The organism is Phytopseudomonas argentinensis, from assembly GCF_900113905.1.
Lineage (GTDB): Bacteria > Pseudomonadota > Gammaproteobacteria > Pseudomonadales > Pseudomonadaceae > Aquipseudomonas > Aquipseudomonas argentinensis.
The window spans coordinates 145,476-168,373 of the sequence record NZ_FORC01000004.1; the positions used below are offsets into that span (position 1 = coordinate 145,476).

Below are 22,898 nucleotides of genomic sequence, written 5' to 3' on the forward strand. Positions count from 1 at the left end.
CCGGGCTACTCCCGGTTCGGTACCGACAATTAATGTCGGCCGAAGGTCAGGAGCAGGCACCAAGGCCTGTCAGGGGGTTGACAGCTTGGGCTATGATAAGCGCTTTGTTTTAGTCGGCCTACCCTGTGCCGCAATCCGCACGCGCTAAGGACACCATGAGCAAGCCCACCGTCGAAAAAGCTGCCAACTTCCTGCTGCCCATCGTTCAGGCCGACCTGGACGCTGGCAAGCACGCCAAGATCATCACCCGTTTCCCGCCGGAGCCCAACGGCTACCTGCACATCGGCCACGCCAAGTCGATCTGCCTGAACTTCGGCCTGGCCCAGGAATTCGGTGGCGAGTGCAACCTGCGTTTCGACGACACCAACCCGGCCAAGGAAGACCAGGAATACATCGATGCCATCAAGGCCGACGTCCGCTGGCTGGGCTTCGAGTGGGCCGGCGAGGAGCGTTATGCCTCCAATTACTTCGACCAGTTGCATGCCTGGGCCATCGAGCTGATCAAGGCCGGCAAGGCCTATGTCGACGACCTGACCCCGGACGAGGCCCGCGAATACCGTGGCACCCTGAACACCCCCGGCAAGGACAGCCCGTACCGCGAGCGCAGCGTGGAAGAGAACCTCGACCTGTTCGCGCGCATGAAGGCTGGCGAATTCCCGGACGGCGCCCGCTCGCTGCGTGCCAAGATCGATATGGCCTCGCGCAACATGAACCTGCGCGACCCGATCCTCTATCGCATCCGCCATGCCCATCACCACCAGACGGGTGACAAGTGGTGCATCTACCCAAGCTACGACTTCACCCATGGCCAGTCCGATGCCATCGAAGGCGTGACCCACTCGATCTGCACCCTGGAGTTCGAAGATCACCGCCCGCTGTACGAATGGTTCCTGGCCAATCTGCCGGTGCCGGCGCAGCCGCGTCAGTACGAATTCGCCCGGCTGAACCTGAACTACACCATCACCAGCAAGCGCAAGCTCAAGCAACTGGTCGACGAGAAACACGTCAACGGCTGGGATGACCCGCGCATGTCTACGCTCTCGGGCTATCGCCGCCGTGGATACACCCCGGCCTCGATTCGCACCTTCTGCGACATGATCGGCGTCAACCGCGCCGGTGGCCTGGTGGATATCGGCATGCTGGAATTCGCCATCCGCGAAGACCTGGACGCCAACGCCTCGCGCGCCATGTGCGTGCTCAAGCCGCTCAAGGTGGTGATCACCAACTACCCGGAAGGCCAGGTCGAGAACCTGGAGCTGGCGCGCCATCCCAAGCAGGACATGGGCACCCGCGTGCTGCCGTTCTCCCGCGAAATCTACATCGATGCCAGCGACTTCGAGGAAACCCCGCCGGACGGCTTCAAGCGCCTGATCCCCGGTGGTGAAGCGCGCCTGCGCGGCAGCTACGTGATCCGCGCCGACGAGGCCATCAAGGACGCCGCCGGCAATATCATCGAGCTGCGCTGCTCCTATGACGAGAACACCTTGGGCAAGAACCCCGAAGGCCGCAAGGTCAAGGGCGTGATCCACTGGGTGCCGGCGGCGGAGAGCGTCGAGTGCGAAGTGCGCCTTTACGATCGCCTGTTCCGCTCGGCCAACCCGGAGAAGGCCGAAGAGGGCGGCAGCTTCCTCGACAACATCAACCCCGAATCCCTGGTGGTGCTCACCGGCTGCCGTGCCGAGCCGTCGCTGGCCCAGGCCGGCGCCGACGACCGCTTCCAGTTCGAGCGCGAAGGCTACTTCTGCCTCGACAAGGATTCCAAGCCGGACGCATTGGTGTTCAACCGCACCGTCACCCTGCGTGACTCCTGGGGTCAGTAATGGCGCTTTCCATCTACAACACCCTGAGCAAGGTCAAGGAACCGCTCAAGCCGCTGATCGGTAACCAGGTGCGCATGTACGTGTGCGGCATGACCGTGTACGACTTCTGCCACATCGGCCATGCCCGGGTGATGGTGGCCTTCGACGTGGTCACCCGCTGGCTGCGTCATCGCGGCTATGACGTGACCTACGTGCGCAATATCACCGACATCGACGACAAGATCATCAAGCGCGCCAATGAAAACGGTGAGCCGTTCGAGGCGCTGGTCGAGCGCATGATCGCCGCGATGCATGAAGACGAAGCGCGGCTGAGCGTGCTGCGCCCGGATCTCGAGCCGCGTGCCACTGGCCATATCGCCGGTATGCACCAGATGATCCAGACCCTGATCGACAAGGGCTATGCCTACGCCCCCGGCAATGGCGACGTGTACTACCGCGTCGGCAAGTTCGTTGGCTACGGCAAGCTGTCGCGCAAGAAGATCGAAGACCTGAAGATCGGTGCACGCATCGAGGTCGACGAGATCAAGCAAGACCCGCTGGACTTCGTGCTGTGGAAGGGCGCCAAGCCAGGTGAACCAAGCTGGGAGTCACCCTGGGGCAAAGGCCGCCCGGGCTGGCACATCGAGTGCTCGGTGATGTCCACCTGCTGCCTGGGCGAGACCTTCGACATCCACGGCGGTGGCCCGGACCTGGTGTTCCCGCATCACGAGAACGAAATCGCCCAGAGCGAGGCGGCCACCGGCAAGCAGTACGCCAACGCCTGGATGCATGCCGGCGCGGTACGTGTGGACGGCGAGAAGATGTCCAAGAGCCTGGGCAACTTCTTCACCATCCGCGAGGTGCTGGAGAAGTATCACCCGGAGGTGGTGCGCTACCTGCTGGTGTCCAGTCATTACCGCAGCCCGATCAACTACTCGGAAGAGAGCCTGCGCGAAGCCAAGGGTGCCCTGGAGCGCTTCTACAACGGCCTCAAGGGGCTGCCGGAAGCCTCGCCAGCCTGTGGCGAGGCGTTCGTCGAGCGCTTCAGTGCGGCGATGGACGACGACTTCAACTCGCCGGAAGCCTGCGCCGTGCTGTTCGAGATGATTCGCGAGGTCAATCGCCTGCGTGAGTCGGACCTGCAGGCGGCGGCTGGTCTGGCCGCGCAGCTCAAGCAGCTGGCCTGCGTGCTCGGTGTGTTGCAGCTCGAGCCCGAGGCCTTCCTCCAGGCCGGTGCTGCCGGTAAGGTCGACGCTGCCGAAGTCGAGGCACTGATCGCCGCGCGCCTGCAGGCTCGTGCCGAGAAGAACTGGGCGGAAAGCGACCGTATCCGCGATCAGATCACCGCCCTTGGCGTGGTGCTCGAGGATGGCAAGGGCGGTACCACCTGGCGCCTTGCCGAGTAATCGCCCGATGCACCCAAAAGGCCGCTGACGCGGCCTTTTCATTTCCAGACGCTCACACCGTAAACGCCACGGAAATCCCATGCTGACCCGCTACAAACTGCTGCTCTCCAACACCCTGGCTCGCTACTTTCCGCGTACTGCCGCCTACCTGGAAGCCGAGAAGCACGCCGCTGCCGAGCGCGCGCGAGCCGTGGCGAAAAAGCCGCTGGCGAAGAAAAAGGCCGCAGCGGCAAAGCGCGGGGCGAAGGCTACTGATGCCAGTAAAGGCAAAGGAGAGCCGGCGGCAAAAAAGCCGGTAAGGCGCGCTAGCGCCGGCATCTACTCGGCAGCGGCGATCAAGGTTACGGCGGCCCAGGAGCAGGCGATGCGCGAGACGGTGGCACGAGCTGCCGCTGCCGGGATCATCGGTGCGCCTTCTGACGAGCAGTGGGCGATGATCCTCTTTCGCCAACCGCTGACGCGGATCTTTGCCGGGGCCGGCTCGGGCAAGTCGACGACCCTGGTGCTGCGTGTGGTGTTTATGCTCTGCCACCTGAATGTCGAGCCCGAACGGCTGACGGTGATTTCCTTTACCAACGCCTCCTGCGCCGAATTGCGCGAGCGACTGCTCAAGGTGCTCGGGTTCTGGCAGTCGTCCGTCGATGCGCAGGCGGTCCGCCAGTGCGTGCGCACCTTTCACTCGGCGATGGGCGTGCTGGCGCGCGAGGTACTTGGCAGCCCCGGCTGGTTCGAGCAGTTGGGTGACAAGCAGGCGTCGGCGAGTGAACCGGATAACCCCCTGGCGGGCGGGCGTCTGGGGCCTGCGCAAACGCGTCTGCTCAAGGACGCCTATCAGGCCTGCTACACCGATGAGCCGGCCTTTCGCGGCTGGGTTCACGAACTGCTCGGCTCCCAGCCACCCGATCCGCAAAAGGCGCTGCCCAAGGCGCCGATGCAGCCGTTCAGGTTGCCGGGTGAGCTGCACGCCGCCCCCTTGTTCGAGGTGTTTTACGGGCAGGCGGGTTTTATCGAAAGCATCGGCATTCGTATCGAGCAGCTGCCAGTGGCAGCACTGGCCTGCTCGCCAGCCGAGCGAGCCTTCCTGCTGGCGTTGCAGGCGTTCTGGAGAGCCTTTGTCCAGCAGCTCAACCAGCAGGGCTTGCTGACCTTCAATAGCGCGTTCCAGCAACTGACGCAGCGGCTCGACGATGGTGATGAACGCCTGGAGGCAGGCAGGCTGGCGGGCTTTTCCCATCTGTTGATCGATGAGTTCCAGGATGTCTCGCCGCAGATCGTGCAATGGCTGCAGGCTCTGCACCGGCGCCTGGCGGGCGCCGGCACGCCGGTCAGCCTGATGGCCATCGGCGACGACTGGCAGTCGATCTATGGCTGGCGGGGCAGTTCGCCGGAGCTGTTCATGGCCTTCGACCGGCACTTTCCGAGCAAAGGCAAGGGCAAGAGCGCGGTACTGAAGCTGCAAGCCAACTATCGCTCCATCGAGCCGGTGATCCGCGCTGCCGAATCGATACTCGCAGACGTGGCCTTCAAGCAGGACAAGGCGACGGCCGCGATCCGCAGTGCGCCGCCGGGCAGCCATGGTGTGAAACTGGTAACGCCGTTCGATCCGGCTCGCGATCTGAGTGCGTTGCACAGGGAGATTGCCGCGCAATGTGAATACGCCGCTGCGATCGACTCCAGGGAGCGCACCGCCGTGCTGTTGCTGGGGCGGCGCAACGACACCTTGAAGGACATCCAGGCCGGGCTCGACCGCAAACTGCCGGTCAAGGCCTATACCATCCACCGCGCCAAGGGGCTGCAGGCCGAGGTGGCGATCATCGTCGACGACTGCCTGCCGACCACGCCGCATCCCTTGCGTAATGCGCTGTACGCACACTGTGGTTTCTTCGCCAACAGCTACGACCAGGCGATGGCGGACGAGAGTTTGCGCCTCGGTTATGTAGCGGTGACCCGCGGCGTCAGCCGAGTGCTGTGGTTCGTGCGCAAGCCCCAGGGCGCCACACGCGTGCTGAGCTGAAATGAAAACGGCGCCCGATGGCGCCGTTTTCGTAGCTGCAAAGCCGTCAGGCGTGCAGGTGTTCCGCGGCGTGCAGGGTGTTTTCCAGCAGGCAGGCGCGGGTCATCGGACCGACGCCGCCGGGTACCGGAGTGATCCAGCCGGCGCGGGGCAGGGCGGTTTCATAGACCACGTCGCCGATCAGCTTGCCATCGGCCTGGCGATTGATGCCGACGTCGATGACGATGGCGCCTTCCTTCACCCACTCGCCTTTGACCAGTCCCGGCTTGCCCGCCGCGACCACGACGATATCGGCCTGGGCCACATGGCCGGCCAGATCCTTGGTGAACCGATGGGTGATGGTCACGGTGCAGCCGCCGAGCAGCAGCTCCAGCGCCATCGGCCGGCCAACGATATTCGAGGCGCCCACCACCACGGCGTGCATGCCATAGAGATCCTGGCCGGTGCTGGCCAGCAGGGTCATGATGCCTTTGGGGGTGCAGGGGCGTAGCAGCGGCATGCGCTGGGCCAGACGGCCGATGTTGTAGGGGTGGAAACCGTCCACGTCCTTGTCCGGGCGAATGCGCTCGAGCAGAAGCGAGGCGTCGAGGTGTGCCGGCAGCGGCAACTGCAATAGGATGCCGTCGATGCTGGCGTCTTCATTCAATGAGTCGATCAGCTCGCGCAGTTCATCCTGGCTGGTTTCTGCACCCAGGTCATAGGCACGGGAGATGAAGCCGACTTCTTCGCAATCCTTGCGCTTGTGCGCGACATAAACCTGAGAGGCGGGGTCGCTGCCGACCAGGATCACTGCCAGGCCGGGTGCGCGCAGTCCTTGCTCGCGTCGTTCGGCGACGCGCTGGGCGATCTGCTGGCGGATATTGGCGGCAATCGCTTTGCCATCTATCAGTTGTGCGGTCATTGCGCTTGGTTAACCATCGAAAGGGAGAAAAAAGGACGCGCATTCTCGCATGGCATTAAGGAAGGGCAAAGGCGGCAGAACGCAGATTTGGTGTAACTCCTTTATCTAACTGAATTTTTTTCGATTTGGGTGTTGACGCCCCTGGGGCGCCTCTATAAGATGCGCACCACTTGGCGAGCACAGCAAGTGACAGGGTAAAGCGGCAACGGCAGCAACGAAAGTAGCCGCTCTAGCCGAAAGCTTGAAGTCTGCTCTGGTGGATGGATAAGTGCCCGTAGCTCAGCTGGATAGAGCATCCGCCTTCTAAGCGGATGGTCGCAGGTTCGAGTCCTGCCGGGTGCGCCACTAGGTGAGTCGGCACAAGTGAAGCAGTAAAGCAATATGGTGGGCGTAGCTCAGTTGGTAGAGCACAGGATTGTGGCTCCTGGTGTCGAGGGTTCGATCCCCTTCGTCCACCCCATATTCTGAAAACGCCAGGCCCTTAAAAGCCTGGCGTTTTTGTTTGTAAAAAGTATTACCACGCGGACGTGGTGGAATTGGTAGACACACTGGATTTAGGTTCCAGCGCCGCAAGGCGTGAGAGTTCGAGTCTCTCCGTCCGCACCATCTTTTAGCGCCCCTCCCGTTTGCCACCTGCATCTAGGGTGACTTCTGCAACACCTCCCTCTAGAATGCATGCCCTTGAATGGGGCCGGTAAGCGGCCGGCATACGTCTGTGCAACGAGGAATATCCATGCAAGTTTCTGTTGAAAGCACTTCCGCTCTCGAGCGCCGCATGAGCATCACTGTGCCGGCCGAGCGTATCGAGACCCAGGTCAACAAGCGTCTGCAGCAGACTGCCCAGAAAGCCAAGATCCCTGGCTTCCGTCCTGGCAAAGTGCCGATGAGCGTGATCCGTCAGCGTTTCGAAGCCGATGCACGCCAGGAAGCCGTAGGCGACGTCATCCAGTCTTCCTTCTATGAGGCCGTTGCCGAACAGAAACTCGCACCTGCTGGTCAGCCTTCGGTCGAGCCGAAAGTGCTGGAGAAGGGCAAGGACCTGGAGTTCGTTGCGACCTTCGAGGTGTTCCCGGAAATCAAGGTCAGCGGCCTCGAAGCTATCGCCATCGAGCGTCAGCAGGCTGAAGTGGCCGACTCCGACGTCGACAACATGCTGGAAATCCTGCGCAAGCAGAATACCCGTTTCGAAGCCGTCGAGCGCGCTGCCGAAAAAGACGACCAGCTGAACATCGATTTCGTCGGCAAGATCGACGGTGAGGCTTTCGCTGGCGGTTCCGCCACCGGCACTCAGCTGGTACTGGGCTCCGGCCGCATGATCCCGGGCTTCGAAGATGCCCTGATCGGTGCCAAGGCTGGTGAAGAGCGGGTGATCAATCCGACCTTCCCCGAGGATTACCAGAACCTCGATCTGGCCGGCAAGACCGCTGAGTTCACCGTCAAGGTCAACAGCGTCTCCGCGCCGCAACTGCCTGAGCTGAACGACGAATTCTTCGCCCTGTTCGGTATCAAGGAAGGTGGTCTGGAAGGCTTCCGCGCCGAGGTTCGCAAGAACATGGAGCGCGAGCTGCGTCAGGCCATCAAGTCCAAGATCAAAAACCAGGTGATGGAAGGCCTGCTGGCTGCCAACCCGGTCGAAGTGCCCAAGGCGCTGATCGCCAATGAAGTGAACAACCTGCGCGTGCAGGCCGTTCAGCAGTTCGGCGGCAACATCAAGCCGGATCAACTGCCGGCCGAGCTGTTCGAAGAACAAGCCAAGCGCCGCGTGTCCCTCGGCCTGATCGTTGCCGAAGTGGTCAAGCAGTTCGACCTCAAGCCTGACGACGCCCGCGTCCGTGAGCTGATCCAGGAAATGGCCTCGGCCTACCAGGAGCCGGAGCAGGTCGTGGCCTGGTACTACAAGAACGACCAGCAACTGAACGAAGTACGTTCGGTTGTACTGGAAGAGCAAGTTGTAGATACTGTTTTGCAGAAGGCCAACGTGACTGACAAATCGGTCTCTTACGAAGAAGCAGTCAAGCCGGCAGAAGCTCCACAAGCCGCCTGATTTCTTCGCCTCGTTCGAGCACACCATAAGCCAGCCTCAGTGCTGGCTTATGCGTATTCGAGACATGACTTTTATTAGGGAGCGAGTGCTGGAAATGTCGCACAATCCTTTCATGCAGCAAATGTCCGATATCCAGGCCGCTGGTGGTCTGGTTCCCATGGTCGTCGAGCAGTCCGCTCGTGGCGAACGCGCCTACGACATCTATTCGCGTCTGCTCAAAGAGCGCGTGATCTTCCTGATCGGCCCGGTCGAAGACTACATGGCCAATCTGGTAGCCGCGCAGTTGCTGTTCCTTGAGGCCGAGAACCCGGACAAGGACATCCACCTGTACATCAACTCGCCAGGCGGTTCGGTGACGGCTGGCATGTCGATCTATGACACCATGCAGTTCATCAAGCCCGACGTCTCGACCACCTGTATCGGTCAGGCGTGCAGCATGGGTGCGTTGCTGTTGGCTGGCGGCGCTGCAGGCAAGCGTTACTGCCTGCCGCATTCGCGGATGATGATTCACCAGCCGCTGGGTGGTTTCCAGGGCCAGGCGTCGGACATCGAAATCCACGCCAAGGAAATCCTCTTCATTCGCGAGCGTCTGAACCAGGTGCTGGCCAACCACACCGGTCAGCCGATCGAAGTGATCGCCCGTGACACCGATCGTGACCGCTTCATGAGCGGTGAGGAAGCGGTCAACTACGGCCTGATCGACAAGGTACACAGCCGTCGCGAGCAAATCGGCTGAAGCGTGACGCCACAGGCCGACAATGGTCGGCCTGTGGCACATCGGGCTTGAAAATGCCCCGGTTTGGCTCCATCTTGTGTTTTAAGCCTACGGTATTGGATTGATCGAATGACTGACACCCGCAACGGCGAGGACAACGGCAAGCTGCTCTATTGCTCCTTCTGCGGCAAAAGCCAGCATGAAGTGCGCAAATTGATTGCTGGCCCCTCGGTATTTATCTGCGACGAGTGCGTCGACCTGTGCAACGACATCATCCGCGAGGAGGTGCAGGAAGCCCAGGCCGAAAGCAGTGCGCACAAGCTGCCGGCTCCCAAGGAGATCAGCGCGATCCTCGATCAGTACGTGATCGGTCAGGAGCGCGCCAAGAAGATCCTGGCGGTCGCGGTGTACAACCACTACAAGCGCCTCAACCAGCGCGAGAAGAAGGATGACGTCGAGCTCGGCAAGAGCAACATCCTGCTGCTCGGCCCGACCGGCTCGGGCAAGACCTTGCTGGCCGAGACCTTGGCGCGCCTGCTCAATGTTCCCTTCACCATCGCCGATGCGACCACCCTTACCGAGGCTGGCTACGTGGGTGAAGACGTCGAGAACATCATCCAGAAGCTGCTGCAGAAGTGCGACTACGATGTCGAGAAGGCCCAGATGGGTATCGTCTACATCGACGAGATCGACAAGATTTCCCGCAAGTCCGACAACCCGTCGATCACCCGTGACGTATCGGGCGAGGGCGTGCAGCAGGCCTTGCTGAAGCTGATCGAAGGCACCGTTGCCTCGGTGCCGCCGCAAGGCGGTCGCAAGCATCCCCAGCAGGAATTCCTGCAGGTCGATACGCGCAACATCCTGTTCATCTGCGGCGGTGCCTTCGCGGGTATCGAGAAGGTGATCCAGGGGCGTTCGACCAAGGGCGGCATCGGCTTCAATGCCGAAGTGCGTACCAAGGATGTCGAGAAGAAGATCGGCGAGTCGTTGCGTGAAATCGAGCCGGACGATCTGGTCAAGTTCGGCCTGATTCCCGAGTTCGTTGGCCGCTTGCCGGTCATCGCTACCCTGGAAGAGCTCGATGAAGCGGCGCTGGTGCAGATCCTGACCGAGCCGAAGAACGCGCTGACCAAGCAGTATGGCAAGCTGTTCGAGATGGAAGGGGTCGACCTCGAGTTCCGTCCTGACGCGCTCAAGGCTGTCGCACTCAAGGCGCTGGAGCGCAAGACCGGTGCCCGTGGCCTGCGCTCGATTCTCGAAGGTGTGCTGCTCGATACCATGTACGACATCCCGTCGCAGTCGGATGTCAGCAAGGTGGTCATCGATGAAAGCGTTATCGATGGCAGCTCCAAGCCGCTGTTGATCTACGAAAACAGCGAGCCGCCTGCCAAGGCAGCACCAGACGCGTAACGCGTTTGTCATATGTTGTAAGCAAGGGGCCTGCGGGCCCCTTTGCTTTTACCTAAGGCAACGCTTGTTTTTTCGTGGGGCTACCCCCATCTTAGGGTCAAGGGTACTCCCACCGTTTACGGCCGCAAGGCCGCCGTAGAGCTCAAAATCATGAAGACAACCATCGAATTGCCTCTCCTGCCTTTGCGCGATGTCGTGGTCTATCCGCACATGGTCATCCCGCTTTTCGTAGGCCGTGAGAAATCCATCGAAGCGCTCGAAGCGGCGATGAATGGCGAAAAGCAGATTCTGCTACTCGCCCAGAAAGATCCCGCGGACGATGAACCGAGTGAAGAAGGGCTCTACCGAGTCGGTACCGTGGCAACCGTATTGCAGTTGCTCAAGTTGCCCGATGGCACCGTCAAGGTGCTGGTCGAGGGCGAGCAGCGTGGCGAAATCGAGCAGTTCATCGAGGCCGATGGCTACAGCAGCGCCGAGGTACAGCTGCTCGACGAGGTCGAGGCGCCGGAGCGTGAAAGCGAGGTGTTCACCCGCAGCCTGCTGAGCCAGTTCGAACAGTACGTGCAGCTGGGCAAGAAGGTGCCCGCCGAGGTGCTGTCGTCGCTCAACAGCATCGATGAGCCCAGCCGCCTGGTCGATACCATGGCTGCGCACATGGTGCTGAAGATCGAGCAGAAGCAGGAGATTCTCGAGATCGTCGACCTGCCGACCCGGGTCGAGCACGTACTGGCCCTGCTGGACGCGGAAATCGACCTGCTGCAGGTCGAGAAGCGTATTCGTGGCCGCGTCAAGAAGCAGATGGAGCGCAGCCAGCGCGAGTACTACCTGAATGAGCAGATGAAGGCGATTCAGAAAGAACTCGGCGATAGCGAGGAAGGCCACAACGAGCTCGATGAACTCAAACGCCGCATCGAGAATGCCGGGCTGACCAAGGAAGCCTACGGCAAGGCCCAGGCCGAGCTGAACAAGCTCAAGCAGATGTCGCCGATGTCTGCCGAGGCCACCGTGGTGCGCTCCTATATCGACTGGCTGGTGAATGTGCCGTGGAAGGCGCAGAGCAAGGTGCGCCTGGACCTCACCCGCGCCGAAAGCATCCTCGATGCCGACCATTACGGCCTCGAAGAGGTCAAGGAGCGCATTCTCGAGTATCTCGCCGTGCAGAAGCGCGTGAAGAAGCTCAAGGGCCCTGTGCTGTGCCTGGTGGGACCGCCTGGCGTGGGCAAGACCTCGCTGGCCGAGTCGATCGCCAGTGCCACCAACCGCAAGTTCGTGCGCATGGCGCTCGGCGGTGTGCGTGACGAAGCGGAAATCCGCGGCCATCGCCGCACCTACATCGGCTCCATGCCGGGGCGTCTGATCCAGAAGATGACCAAGGTCGGCGTGCGCAACCCGCTGTTCCTGCTCGATGAAATCGACAAGATGGGCCAGGACATGCGCGGCGACCCGGCGTCGGCGCTGCTGGAAGTGCTCGATCCGGAGCAGAACCACAATTTCAACGATCACTACCTGGAGGTCGATTACGACCTGTCCGATGTGATGTTCCTGTGCACCGCCAACTCCATGAACATTCCGGCAGCCCTGCTGGACCGCATGGAAGTGATTCGCCTGCCAGGTTACACCGAGGACGAAAAGGTCAATATCGCCACCAAGTACCTAGCGCCCAAGCAGATTCAGGCCAACGGTTTGAAGAAAACCGAGCTGGAATTCGAGGAAGCGGCGATCCGCGACATCATTCGTTACTACACCCGCGAGGCAGGTGTGCGCAGCCTCGAGCGGCAAATCGCCAAGGTCTGCCGGCGTGCGGTGAAGAAGCATGCCAAGGAAAAACGCTTCCATGTGCTGGTTACGGCCGAGTCTCTCGAGGACTTCCTGGGCGTTCGCAAGCACCGCTATGGCCTGGCCGAACAGCAGGATCAGATCGGCCAGGTGACCGGTTTGGCCTGGACCCAGGTGGGCGGTGAACTGCTGACCATCGAGGCGGCCGTGGTGCCCGGCAAGGGCAACCTGATCAAGACCGGCTCGCTCGGCGATGTCATGGTCGAATCGATCACAGCCGCGCAAACCGTGGTCCGCAGCCGTGCCCAGAGCCTGGGCGTGGCGCCGGACTTCTACGAAAAACGCGATATCCACATCCACATGCCGGAAGGTGCAACACCCAAGGATGGCCCGAGTGCCGGTGTGGGTATGTGCACTGCACTGGTGTCGGCATTGACGCAAATTCCGGTACGCGCCGACGTGGCGATGACCGGGGAAATCACCCTGCGTGGTCAGGTGCTGGCGATCGGTGGGCTCAAGGAAAAACTGCTGGCGGCGCACCGCGGTGGAATCAAAACGGTGATCATTCCCCAGGAGAATGTTCGCGATCTCAAGGAGATTCCCGAGAACATCAAGCAGGACCTGCAGATTAAACCGGTTAAATGGATTGACGAGGTCCTGCAAATTGCGCTGCAATACGCCCCGGAGCCCTTGCCAGACGCGGCTCCGGAGTTGGTTGCAAAGGATGAAAAACGCGAGTCTGATTCCAAGGAGCGAATCAGCACGCATTAGCCGGATGCCTTCCTTGACACTTTTTTGGAGCCCTTGATATAAAGCGGCTCTTACCGTGTCGGCAGGCCATCCAGCACCCGATTCGCTTCCATTAAAATCAAGAAACAACCTAAACCGAAATTAAGGGGACTTAGAGTGAACAAGTCGGAACTGATCGATGCCATCGCCGCATCTGCTGATATCCCGAAAGCTGTTGCTGGCCGTGCGCTGGACGCAGTGATTGAATCCGTTACTGGCGCTCTGAAGGCTGGTGATTCCGTCGTACTGGTTGGTTTCGGTACTTTCGCTGTCAAAGAGCGTGCTGCTCGCACTGGCCGCAACCCGCAGACTGGCAAGCCGATCAGCATCGCTGCTGCCAAGATTCCAGGTTTCAAAGCTGGTAAAGCGCTGAAAGACGCCGTCAACTAAGCGTCTTCGGGCCTTTGCCCGCCGGGTCGGCTAATCCCGGCTCGGTTGTGGGGCGGCAATAAGACCTAGAGGTCTGTCACGCCGGGGATTGTAGAGTCGTAATCCCGATCCGCTTCGCACGTTACGAGAAGGCGCATCCCAGGATGCGCCTTTCTTCTATCCGGATTTTACCCACGCTGCGCGGCCATTTTTAGTACGTGGCCGTTCTGGGGGAAGCATGCTGCAAAATATCAGGGACAATTCACAGGGTTGGATTGCCAAAACCATCATCGGCCTGATCGTCGTTCTCATGGCCTTGACCGGCGTTGATGCCATCATCACCGGCACCGGCAACAGCCAGAACGCGGCCGATGTGAATGGCGAGAAGATCAGCCAGAACGAGCTCAATCAAGCTGTGGAAATGCAGCGCCGTCAGTTGCTGCAGCAACTGGGCAAGGAATTCGACCCGGCCATGCTGGATGAGCGTCTGCTGCGCGAGGCTTCTCTGAAAGGGCTGATCGAGCGTTCGCTGCTGCTGCAGGGCGCCAAGGACTCCAAATTCGCCTTTTCCCAGGCCGCGCTCGACCAGGTCATCGTGCAGACTCCGGAGTTCCAGGTCGACGGTCGCTTCAATGCCGATCGTTTCGATCAGGTGATCCGTCAGCTTGGCTACACCCGGATGCAGTTCCGCCAGATGCTCGAGCAGGAAATGCTGATTGGTCAGCTGCGCGCCGGTATCTCCGGTAGCGGTTTCGTCACCGATGAAGAAGTGGCCGCGTTCGCCCGCCTGGAAAAGCAGACCCGTGATTTCGCCACGCGCACCATCAAGGCGGATCCTGGCGCGGTGAAAGTCAGTGATGACGACGTGAAGGCTTACTACGACGCCCAGCAGGCTCAGTTCATGAGCCCGGAGCAGGTGGTCATCGAGTACGTGGAACTGAAGAAGGATGCATTCTTCTCGCAGGTTTCCGTAAGCGACGAAGAGCTCAAGGCCGCCTACGAGTCGGAAATCGCCAACCTGGCTGAGCAACGGGATGCTGCGCACATCCTGATCGAGGTTGGCGGTGACGTCAGCGACGAGCAGGCAAAGGCCAAGATCGAGGAGGTTCAGAAGCGCCTGCAGGGCGGTGAAGACTTCGCCGCCCTGGCCAAGGAGTTCTCCCAGGACCCCGGCTCGGCCAGCGCAGGCGGCGACCTGGGCTATGCGGGCAAGGGCGTTTACGACCCGGCCTTCGAAGATGCCCTCTATGCCTTGAAACAGGACGAGGTGTCGCAGCCGGTACGTACCGAATTCGGCTGGCATCTGATCAAGCTGCTTGGTGTGCAGGCCCCGGAAGTGCCGTCGCTCGCCAGCATGAAGGAAAAGCTCGAGACCGACCTCAAGGCGCAGCGCGTCGAACAGCGCTTCGTCGAGGCGACCAAGCAGCTTGAAGACGCCGCTTTCGAGTCCTCGGACCTGGCACAGCCTGCTCAGGAACTGGGCCTCAAGGTGCAGACCAGCGAGCCGTTCGGTCGCCAGGGCGGTACCGGTATAGCCGCGAACCGTCAGGTGCTGCAGGCCGCTTTCAGCCAGGAGGTGATGGAGGACGGCAGCAACAGCGGAGCCATCGAACTCGATCCGAACACCCTGGTGGTCATTCGCGTCAAGGAACACCGCAAGCCGCAACAGCTGGAGCTCGACCAGGTGAGCGACAGCATTCGCGCTCAGCTGACCCAGACCCGCGCCAGTGAAGCGGCCAAGGCAGCCGGCGAGCAATTGGTAAGCGAGCTGCGTGACGGCAAGGTCAAGCCCGAGGGTGCCGATTGGCAGGTGGTTGAAGCCGCCACGCGCAACCAGGACGGTGTCGACCCGGCCATCCTGCAGGCACTGTTCCGTATGCCCAAGCCGACCGGCGAGCAGTCCGAATTCAGCGGTATCGCCCTGGCGAACGGTGATTTCGTGGTGGTCCGCCTCAAGGGTGTCAGCGAGCCCGAGCAGGCACTGAGCGACGAGGAGAAGGCCATGTACCGCCGCTTCCTCGCCTCGCGCAGCGGCCAGCAGGACTTCGCGGCCTACCGCAAGCAGCTGGAGAGCAAGGCGGATATCGAGCGTTACTGATAGCCCGCATGAATGACAAAGGCCCCGATCTCGGGGCCTTTGTGTATCTGCAACAAAGGATTTTTCGCGGTGCTGTGCAGAGCAGATTGTCGAGCAGAATAGCCCAGCGCAGATGGCAGAACTGCGTCACCGTGATGGCTTTGCAGGTGGTGCTATGGGTTTATGCGCTTTGCGGGCTGACGGGCGTCAGGAACGCCGCCTCCAGTAGCTGCTGGGTATAGGGGTGCTGGGGCGCCTGGAAAATGCTCTTGGCATCGCCTTGCTCGACCACCCGGCCGTGCTTGACCACCATCAGCTGGTGGCTGATCGCCCGCACCACCGCCAGGTCATGGCTGATGAACAGGTAGCTCAGGTTGTATTTGGCCTGCAAGGAACGCAGCAGGTCGACGACCTGGCGCTGTACGGTGCGATCCAGTGCGGAGGTCGGCTCGTCGAGCAGGATCAGTTCAGGCTTGAGCACCAGGGCGCGGGCGATGGCTATTCGTTGCCGCTGGCCGCCGGAGAACTCGTGGGGGTAGCGGTGACGGCTTTCGGGATCCAGGCCGACTTCGCACAGCGCTTCGATGATCGCCTGCTCCTGTTCGGCGTGGTTGCCGATACGGTGGATGCGCAGTCCCTCGCCGATGATCATGCCCACCGTCATGCGCGGGCTGAGGCTGCCAAACGGATCCTGGAACACCACCTGCATTTCCCGGCGCAGTGGCCGCACCTCGCGCTGCGACATGCTGCCCAGATGGTGCTCGCCAAAGCGGATACCGCCCTGGCTGCCGATCAGGCGCAGGATCGCCAGGCCCAGGGTCGACTTGCCCGAGCCGCTCTCACCGACGATACCCAGGGTCTGGCCACGCTGCAGGCTGAAGTTGATACCGTCGACAGCTTTTACATGGTCGACCGTGCGGCGCAGCAGGCCCTTCTTGATGGGGAACCAGACACGCAGGTCCTCAACGGCGAGCAGCGTCTCTGCCGCTGGAGCATCGACTGGATCGCCGCTTGGTTCGGCGCCGAGCAGGGTGCAGGTGTAGGGGTGTTGCGGGGCGTTGAACAGGGTCTTGCAGTCCGCCTGCTCGACCAGCTCGCCGTTTTGCATCACGCAGACCCGCTGGGCGATGCGCTGTACCAGCTTGAGGTCGTGGCTGATGATCAGCATGGCCATGCCCAGGCGGGCCTGCAGATCCTTGAGCAGTTCCAGAATCTTCAGCTGCACGGTCACATCCAGCGCCGTGGTCGGCTCATCGGCAATCAGCAGCTCCGGCTCGTTGGCCAGCGCCATGGCGATCATCACCCGCTGGCGTTGGCCGCCCGACAATTCGTGGGGCAGCGCCTTGAGGCGCTTCTGCGGCTCGGGTATGCCAACCAGCTCCAGCAACTCCAGGGTGCGTGCCGTGGCCGCCTTGCCGCGTAGCCCCTTGTGCAGGCCAAGCACCTCGTTGATCTGCTTTTCGATGCTATGCAGCGGGTTGAGCGAGGTCATCGGCTCCTGAAAGACCATGGCGATCCGGTTACCGCGGATGCCCCGCAGTTTGCGTTCCGGCAGCTTGAGCAGGTCCTGACCGTCGTAATGGATCGTGCCACTGGGATGCTGCGCGAGCGGGTAGGGCAGCAGGCGCAGGATCGAGTGGGCGGTGACCGATTTGCCGGAGCCGCTTTCACCAACCAGCGCCAGGGTTTCGCCGCGGCGGATATCGAAACTGATGTGATTGACCACCTGGCGATGGCTGTCGCCATTGACGAAGGCAACCGACAGGTCGCGGATTTCGATGAGGTTATCGGGATGGCTCATCTTATTTCCTCGGGTCGAAGGCATCGCGAGCAGCCTCGCCGATAAACACCAGCAGGCTCAGCATGATGGCCAGCACCGCGAAGGCGCTGATGCCTAGCCACGGGGCCTGCAGGTTGGATTTGCCCTGGGCGACCAGTTCGCCGAGCGACGGTGCGCCAGCCGGCAGGCCGAAGCCCAGGAAGTCCAGGGCGGTGAGGGTGCCGATGGCGCCGGTGACGATAAAGGGCAGGAAGGTCATGGTCGAGACCATGGCATTGGGCAGTATATGGCGGAACATGATCGCGCCATTGCCCATGCCCAGCGCCCTGGCTGCGCGCACGTACTCCAGGTTGCGACCGCGCAGGAACTCGGCGCGCACCACATCGACCAGGCTCATCCAGGAAAACAGCAGCATCAGGCCCAGCAGCCACCAGAAGTTGGGTTGCACGAAACTGGCCAGGATGATCAGCAGGTAAAGCACCGGCAAGCCCGACCAGATCTCCAGAAAGCGTTGCCCGGCCAGATCCACCCAGCCGCCATAGAAACCCTGCAGGGCGCCGGCAGCGACGCCGATCACCGAGCTTGCCAGGGTCAGCGCCAGGGCGAACAGCACGGAAACCCGGAAGCCGTAGATGACCCGGGCCAGCACGTCACGGCCCTGATCGTCGGTGCCCAGCCAGTTGGCCGCCGAGGGGGGCGCGGGAGCGGGCACCTTGAGGTCATAGTTGATGCTCGAATAGCTGAAGGGAATGGGGGGCCAGACCATCCAGCCATCCTTCTGCTCGATCAGCTCCTTGATGTAGGGGCTCTTGTAGTTGGCCTGCAGGGGAAACTCGCCGCCAAAGGTGGTCTCCGGGTAGCGCTTGAGCACCGGGAAGTACAGCTCGCCGTCATAACTGAGCAGCAGAGGCTTGTCATTGGCGATCAGCTCGGCGCCCAGGGTCACGAAGAACAGCGCGAGAAAGATCCACAGCGACCACCAGCCGCGCTTGTGGGCCTTGAAACGTTCGAAACGGCGTCTGTTGAGCGGGGACAGTGCCATGGTCAGGCCTCCCGGCTTTCGAAGTCGATGCGTGGATCGACCAGGGTGTAGGTGATGTCACCGATCAGTTTCACGACCAGCCCCAGCAAGGTGAAGATGAACAGGGTGCCGAAGACCACCGGATAATCGCGGTTGATCGCCGCCTCGAAGCTCAACAGGCCCAGGCCATCGAGGGAGAAGATCACCTCGATGAGCAGTGAGCCGGTAAAGAAGATACCGATGAAGGCCGCCGGAAAACCCGCGATGATCAGCAGCATGGCGTTGCGAAACACGTGGCCATAGAGCACCCGGGCATTGCTCAGGCCCTTGGCCCTGGCAGTGGTCACGTACTGTTTGTTGATTTCGTCGAGGAAGCTGTTCTTGGTCAGCAGGGTGAGGGTGGCGAAGTTGCCGATCACCAGGGCGGTGACGGGCAGGGCCAGGTGCCAGAAGTAGTCGATTATCTTGCCGCTCAGGCTCAGTTCGTCGAAGTTGCTGGAGGTCAGGCCGCGCAGCGGGAACCAGTCCCAATAGCTGCCACCGGCGAACAGCACGATCAACAGGATGGCGAACAGGAAGGCGGGAATCGCGTAGCCGATGATGATCGCCGAGCTGGTCCATACGTCGAAGGCGCTGCCGTGGCGGGTGGCCTTGGCGATGCCCAGCGGGATGGACACCAGGTACATGATCAGCGTGCTCCATAAGCCCAGGGAAATGGAAACCGGCATCTTCTCCATGATCAGGTCGATGACCTTGGCATCGCGAAAGAAGCTGTCGCCGAAATCCAACCTGGCGTAGTTCTTGACCATGATCCAGAAGCGCTCCGGGGCCGACTTGTCGAAACCGTACATCTTCTCGATTTCGGCGATCAGCTCAGGGTCCAGGCCCTGGGCGCCACGGTAGTTGGAGCCGGCGGTGGCCACCTCACCGCCGCCACCGCCGGAAATACGTCCGGTGGCGCCGCCGGATGCGGCGTCGAAACCTTCCAGCTTGGCGATCATCTGTTCCACCGGGCCACCGGGCGCGGCCTGGATGATCACGAAGTTGATGACCAGAATGCCGAACAGGGTCGGAATGATCAGCAGCAGGCGCCGCAGGATATAGGCCAGCATCTAGCGTTCTTCCTGCTCGGTGGTGGGCGCGTCTTCGCTGCTGATCACTTCGCCGACCGGTTTTTCCTGCCACCAGGTCATCAGCCCGTAGTCGTAGAGCGGCGATTTCTGCGGATGGCCGAAGCGCTTCCAGTAGGCGACGCGGTAGGCGTCCACGTAGTAATTGGGTACCACGTAATGGCCCCACAGCAGCACGCGATCCAGGGCTCGCGCATGGGTGATCAGCGAGGCCCGCGAGTCGGCCTGGATCAGGCCCTCCACCAGTTTGTCGATGGCCGGGTCGCGCAGGCCGATCAGGTTGCGGCTGCCTGGGTTGTCGGCACTGCTGGAGTGCCAGAACTCACGCTGCTCGTTGCCGGGCGAGCTCGATTGCGGCCAGATCGACGAGGTCATGTCGAAATCCCGCGAGCGCAAGCGGTTGATGTACTGGGATACGTCGACACGGCGGATCTGCAGGTCGATGCCCAGCTCTGCCAGGTTGCGCTTGAACGGCAGGATCACCCTTTCCAGGTTGGCCTGGGTGTTGAGGAATTCGAATGCCAGCTGGTTGCCATTGGCATCGACCATCTTGTCGTTCTCGATCCGGTAGCCGGCCTCGGTGAGCAGCTGGTAGGCGCGGCGCGCCTGGTCACGGATGATACCGCTGCCGTCGCTGACCGGCGGCGCGAAGGCCTCGGTGAACACGCGATCGGGAATCTGCCCGCGCAGCGGCTCGAGGAGCTTCAGCTCGGCTTCGCTGGGAAGGCCCCGGGCGGCCATTTCCGAGTTCTCGAAGTAGCTGTGGGTGCGCTTGTAGGCGCCGTAGAACAGCTGCTTGTTGGCCCATTCGAAATCGAAAAGCTGGGCGATGGCCTCGCGCACGCGCGGGTCCTGGAACATCGGCTTGCGGGTGTTGAACACGAAGCCCTGCATGCCAGCCGGGTTGCGGTTGGGAAAGGCCTCCTGGACGAAGCGGCCCGCGCGCAGCGCCGGCGAGTTGTAGCCGGTGGCCCAGTCCTTGGCCGAGTATTCGAGATTGACATCGAACTGACCGGCCTTGAAGGCTTCCAGGGCGACGGCCATGTCGCGGAAGTACTCGATACGGATTTCGTCGAAATTGTACATCCCGCGCGCCACCGGCAGATCCTTGGCCCACCAGTCCTTGACGCGCTCGAAGCGGATCGAGCTGTTTGGCGAGAAATCGGCGATACGGTAAGGGCCGCTGCCCAGCGGCGGCTCCAGGCTGCCCCGGGAAAAGTCGCGGCTGGCCCACCAGTGCTTGGGCAGCACCTGCAACTGGCCGAGAATCAAGGGCAGTTCGCGGTTGCCGGCATGCTTGAAGTCGAAGCGCACGGTGCGCTGGTTCTCGGCGACCACCTCGGCGACATCGGCATAGTAGTGGCGGTACATGGGGTCGCCATGTTCGAGCAGTGCGTTGAAGGTGAAGATCACGTCCTCGGCGGTGACCGGCTCGCCATCGTGGAAACGCGCCTTGGGGTTGAGGAAGAAGCGCACGTAACTGTCATCCGCTCCTTTCTCGATCTTTTCGGCGAGCAGCCCGTATTCGGTGAAGGGTTCATCCGGGGAGTGGTAGGTGAGGGTGTCGTAAAGCAACCCGATGCGGTCGGCCGGGTTGCCCCTGGGAATGAACGGATTGAAGCTGTCGAAGCCGTTGAGGCCGGGCAGGCGCAGAATGCCGCCCTTGGGGGCATCGGGATTCACATAGTCGAAATGCTTGAAGTTGGCCGGGTACTTCGGCGGTTCGCCATACAGCGTCAGTGCATGTTGCGGCGCAGCCTGGGTAAGAGTGGCAAGGCCAAGCAGCAACAGGGCGCTGCCGTGCATGAGAAATGAACGCAGTGGGTGCGTCATTGTGTGGTCTCCGTAGGTTTCAGCCACCAGCTGCGCAGCCCTAGCGTATAGGGGGGCGTGGTGACGAAGGCAAACCGGTTACGGTACGCCAGGCGGTGATAGTCGATGTACCAGTTGGGTATGGTGTAGTACTGCCAGAGCAATACGCGGTCGATGGCCCGCGTGGCGGCTAGCTGTTCGTCGCGGCTGCGGGCCTGGAGCAGCTTTTCCAGCAAGGCATCGACGACCGGATCGTGGATGCCTGCGTAATTCTTGCCACCCTGGACGTTGGCCTGGCTGGAGTGAAAGTAAAGCGATTGTTCCAGGCCCGGGCTGAGGGTTTGGGGCAGGGTCAGGAGGACCATGTCGAACTCGAAGCGATCCAGGCGTTGCTTGTATTGGGCACGATCCACGGTTCTCAGGTTGGCCTGGATACCGATGCTGGCCAGGTTCTCGGTAAAGGACTGGAGAATGCGTTCCAGGTTCGGATTGACCAGCAGGATTTCGAAGCGCAGCGTCTCGCCCTTGGCGTTGACCAGGCGCTGGCCGGACGGTTTCCAGCCGGCCTCGGCGAGTAGACCGAGTGCGCGGCGCATGGTTTCCCGGGGAATGCCGCGGCCATCGGTGACCGGCATCTTGAAGGGTTCGCTGAACAGTCTTGCCGGCAGCTGCCCGCGAAAAGGCGACAGCAGTAGCCATTCAGCGCCTTGCGGCTTGCCCTTGGCGGAAAACGCGCTGTTCGGGTAGTAGCTCGCGGCGCGCGTGTAAGAGCTGTTGAAGAGGGTGCGGTTGGCCCACTCGAAGTCGAACATCAGGCCCAGCGCCTCGCGAACGCGCACATCCTCGAAGGTGGCGCGGCGGGTGTTCATGAACAGTGCCTGGGTCTGGGTGGGAATCTGGTGGGGAATTTCCGCGCGGATCACATCGCCGCGCGTAACCGCCGGAAAGCGGTAGTTGTTGGCCCAGTTCTTCGCCTGCTGCTCGATGTAGAAGTCGAACTCACCGGCCTTGAAGGCCTCGAAGGCGACATGGCTGTCGCGGTAGAAATCCACCTCGACCCGATCGAAGTTGTACTTGCCACGGTTGACCGGCAGCGCCGCGCCCCACCAGTCCTGGACCCGTTCGAAGGTCAGGCGCCGCCCTGGATCGACCCGGGTTATGCGATAGGGGCCGCTGCCCAGTGGCGGTTCGAAGGTGGTGGCCTTGAAATCGCGATCCTTCCAGTAGTGCTGGGGCAGCACCGGCAGCTCGCCGAGGCGCAGGATCAGCAGCGGATTGTTCGAGCGCTTCAGCACGAAACGCACACGGTGGCGATTGAGGATATCGACCCGTTTGACTTCCTGCAGGCTGGTGCGGTACTGCGGGTGGCCTTCCTTGAGCAGCAACCGATAGGAGAACGCCACGTCGTAGGCGGTGATCGGTTTGCCATCGTGAAAGCGCGCTTCGGGGCGCAGATTGAACACCACCCAACTGCGGTCTTCGCTGTATTCCACCGAGCGGGCAATAAGCCCGTAGCTGGAGGCCGGCTCGTCGCCGGAGGGATCGTACTGCCCGGTGCCGACCATCAGCGGCTCGTTCAGCTCGGTCACGCCATATTGCAGGAAGTTGGCCGTGGCGACCGGGCTGGTGCCCTTGAAGGTGTAGGGGTTGAGCGTATCGAAGCTGCCGGCGGCCATGATACGCAGGGTGCCGCCCTTGGGCGCCTGCGGGTTGACCCAGTCAAAGTGGCTGAAACTGGCCGGATACTTGAGCGCGCCGAACTGCGCATAGCCATGGCTTTCGCTGAGCGTTGCCAAGGCCGGAAAACTGGCGGCCAGGCCAAAAAACAGCGAGAGGAGAGGGCATCTCAAGAGCA

Annotated in this window: 15 protein-coding genes and 3 tRNA genes; 12 read left to right on the forward strand and 6 right to left on the reverse strand. The window is 61.6% G+C overall.

Annotated elements, in window-relative coordinates:
- The first annotated feature begins 155 nt into the window (after positions 1–155).
- The 3 genes from BM154_RS18370 (at position 156) to BM154_RS18380 (ending at position 5,219) form a co-directional block, all read left to right on the forward strand.
- A complete protein-coding gene (locus BM154_RS18370) occupies positions 156–1,820 on the forward strand; it encodes a glutamine--tRNA ligase/YqeY domain fusion protein (protein WP_074887503.1) in 1,665 nt (554 codons plus the stop codon).
- Positions 1,820–3,205, forward strand: coding sequence for a cysteine--tRNA ligase (cysS, locus tag BM154_RS18375; protein WP_074887506.1), 1,386 nt, complete (start codon positions 1,820–1,822; stop codon positions 3,203–3,205). Before BM154_RS18370 ends, cysS begins: the two co-directional genes overlap by 1 nt.
- Positions 3,206–3,284: 79 nt before the next feature.
- The gene (locus BM154_RS18380) at positions 3,285–5,219 is read left to right on the forward strand and encodes a UvrD-helicase domain-containing protein (protein ID WP_074887509.1); all 1,935 of its coding nucleotides are present in this window, start codon (positions 3,285–3,287) and stop codon (positions 5,217–5,219) included.
- 46 nt (positions 5,220–5,265) lie between these two features.
- Here BM154_RS18380 and folD read toward each other — a convergent pair whose 3' ends face one another.
- Positions 5,266–6,120, reverse strand: coding sequence for a bifunctional methylenetetrahydrofolate dehydrogenase/methenyltetrahydrofolate cyclohydrolase FolD (folD, locus tag BM154_RS18385; RefSeq protein WP_074887513.1), 855 nt, complete (start codon positions 6,118–6,120; stop codon positions 5,266–5,268).
- Between the two features lie 268 nt (positions 6,121–6,388).
- Between folD and BM154_RS18390 the strand changes: the two genes are divergently transcribed.
- The 9 genes from BM154_RS18390 (at position 6,389) to BM154_RS18430 (ending at position 15,321) form a co-directional block, all read left to right on the forward strand.
- Positions 6,389–6,465, forward strand: a tRNA-Arg gene (locus BM154_RS18390).
- Between the two features lie 39 nt (positions 6,466–6,504).
- Positions 6,505–6,580 (forward strand) — tRNA-His (locus tag BM154_RS18395).
- 61 nt (positions 6,581–6,641) lie between these two features.
- Positions 6,642–6,726, forward strand: a tRNA-Leu gene (locus tag BM154_RS18400).
- A gap of 127 nt (positions 6,727–6,853) precedes the next feature.
- Positions 6,854–8,164 (forward strand): trigger factor, encoded by a 1,311-nt coding sequence (gene tig, locus BM154_RS18405; protein WP_074887517.1) that lies wholly within the window; start codon positions 6,854–6,856, stop codon positions 8,162–8,164.
- A 94-nt stretch (positions 8,165–8,258) separates the two neighbouring features.
- Entirely contained in the window at positions 8,259–8,900 is a 642-nt protein-coding gene (gene clpP, locus BM154_RS18410) for an ATP-dependent Clp endopeptidase proteolytic subunit ClpP (RefSeq protein ID WP_070887516.1), read from the forward strand.
- A gap of 108 nt (positions 8,901–9,008) precedes the next feature.
- Entirely contained in the window at positions 9,009–10,289 is a 1,281-nt protein-coding gene (clpX, locus tag BM154_RS18415; RefSeq protein WP_074887519.1) for an ATP-dependent Clp protease ATP-binding subunit ClpX, read from the forward strand.
- A gap of 150 nt (positions 10,290–10,439) precedes the next feature.
- Complete coding sequence (gene lon / locus BM154_RS18420; RefSeq protein WP_074887524.1) at positions 10,440–12,836, forward strand: endopeptidase La; 2,397 nt, start codon at positions 10,440–10,442, stop codon at positions 12,834–12,836.
- 135 nt (positions 12,837–12,971) lie between these two features.
- Positions 12,972–13,244: a nucleoid-associated protein HU-beta gene (gene hupB / locus BM154_RS18425; protein WP_003239952.1), complete on the forward strand. Its 273-nt coding sequence runs from the start codon at positions 12,972–12,974 to the stop codon at positions 13,242–13,244.
- Positions 13,245–13,461: 217 nt separating this feature from the next.
- Positions 13,462–15,321: a SurA N-terminal domain-containing protein gene (locus tag BM154_RS18430; protein WP_074887526.1), complete on the forward strand. Its 1,860-nt coding sequence runs from the start codon at positions 13,462–13,464 to the stop codon at positions 15,319–15,321.
- A 160-nt stretch (positions 15,322–15,481) separates the two neighbouring features.
- On the opposite strand, the gene BM154_RS18435 is transcribed toward BM154_RS18430, so the two are convergent.
- Genes BM154_RS18435 through BM154_RS18455 form a run of 5 tightly spaced genes read right to left on the reverse strand, consistent with a single transcriptional unit; the run spans position 15,482 to position 22,893 of the window.
- Entirely contained in the window at positions 15,482–17,101 is a 1,620-nt protein-coding gene (locus BM154_RS18435) for an ABC transporter ATP-binding protein (protein WP_074887529.1), read from the reverse strand.
- A 1-nt stretch (position 17,102) separates the two neighbouring features.
- On the reverse strand, positions 17,103–18,122 hold the full coding sequence (locus BM154_RS18440) for an ABC transporter permease (RefSeq protein WP_074887532.1): 1,020 nt from the start codon (positions 18,120–18,122) through the stop codon (positions 17,103–17,105).
- A gap of 2 nt (positions 18,123–18,124) precedes the next feature.
- Positions 18,125–19,213, reverse strand: a complete 1,089-nt coding sequence (locus tag BM154_RS18445) for a microcin C ABC transporter permease YejB (RefSeq protein WP_074887535.1) — start codon at positions 19,211–19,213, stop codon at positions 18,125–18,127.
- Positions 19,214–21,064, reverse strand: a complete 1,851-nt coding sequence (locus tag BM154_RS18450) for an extracellular solute-binding protein (protein ID WP_074887538.1) — start codon at positions 21,062–21,064, stop codon at positions 19,214–19,216.
- Positions 21,061–22,893: an extracellular solute-binding protein gene (locus tag BM154_RS18455; protein WP_074888717.1), complete on the reverse strand. Its 1,833-nt coding sequence runs from the start codon at positions 22,891–22,893 to the stop codon at positions 21,061–21,063. The genes BM154_RS18450 and BM154_RS18455 overlap by 4 nt, the downstream gene beginning before the upstream one ends.
- Between the last annotated feature and the right edge of the window lie 5 nt (positions 22,894–22,898).

Bases quoted from the DNA above. Each gene is read 5' to 3' on its own strand.
- tig (WP_074887517.1), top strand. From the start codon at position 6,854: ATGCAAGTTTCTGTTGAAAGCACTTCCGCTCTCGAGCGCCGCATGAGC.
- BM154_RS18445 (WP_074887535.1), bottom strand. From the start codon at position 19,213: ATGCTGGCCTATATCCTGCGGCGCCTGCTGCTGATCATTCCGACCCTG.
- clpP (WP_070887516.1), top strand. From the start codon at position 8,259: ATGTCGCACAATCCTTTCATGCAGCAAATGTCCGATATCCAGGCCGCT.
- clpX (WP_074887519.1), top strand. From the start codon at position 9,009: ATGACTGACACCCGCAACGGCGAGGACAACGGCAAGCTGCTCTATTGC.
- folD (WP_074887513.1), bottom strand. From the start codon at position 6,120: ATGACCGCACAACTGATAGATGGCAAAGCGATTGCCGCCAATATCCGC.
- BM154_RS18380 (WP_074887509.1), top strand. From the start codon at position 3,285: ATGCTGACCCGCTACAAACTGCTGCTCTCCAACACCCTGGCTCGCTAC.
- BM154_RS18430 (WP_074887526.1), top strand. From the start codon at position 13,462: ATGCTGCAAAATATCAGGGACAATTCACAGGGTTGGATTGCCAAAACC.
- BM154_RS18435 (WP_074887529.1), bottom strand. From the start codon at position 17,101: ATGAGCCATCCCGATAACCTCATCGAAATCCGCGACCTGTCGGTTGCC.
- cysS (WP_074887506.1), top strand. From the start codon at position 1,820: ATGGCGCTTTCCATCTACAACACCCTGAGCAAGGTCAAGGAACCGCTC.
- BM154_RS18440 (WP_074887532.1), bottom strand. From the start codon at position 18,122: ATGGCACTGTCCCCGCTCAACAGACGCCGTTTCGAACGTTTCAAGGCC.
- BM154_RS18370 (WP_074887503.1), top strand. From the start codon at position 156: ATGAGCAAGCCCACCGTCGAAAAAGCTGCCAACTTCCTGCTGCCCATC.
- lon (WP_074887524.1), top strand. From the start codon at position 10,440: ATGAAGACAACCATCGAATTGCCTCTCCTGCCTTTGCGCGATGTCGTG.
- BM154_RS18450 (WP_074887538.1), bottom strand. From the start codon at position 21,064: ATGACGCACCCACTGCGTTCATTTCTCATGCACGGCAGCGCCCTGTTG.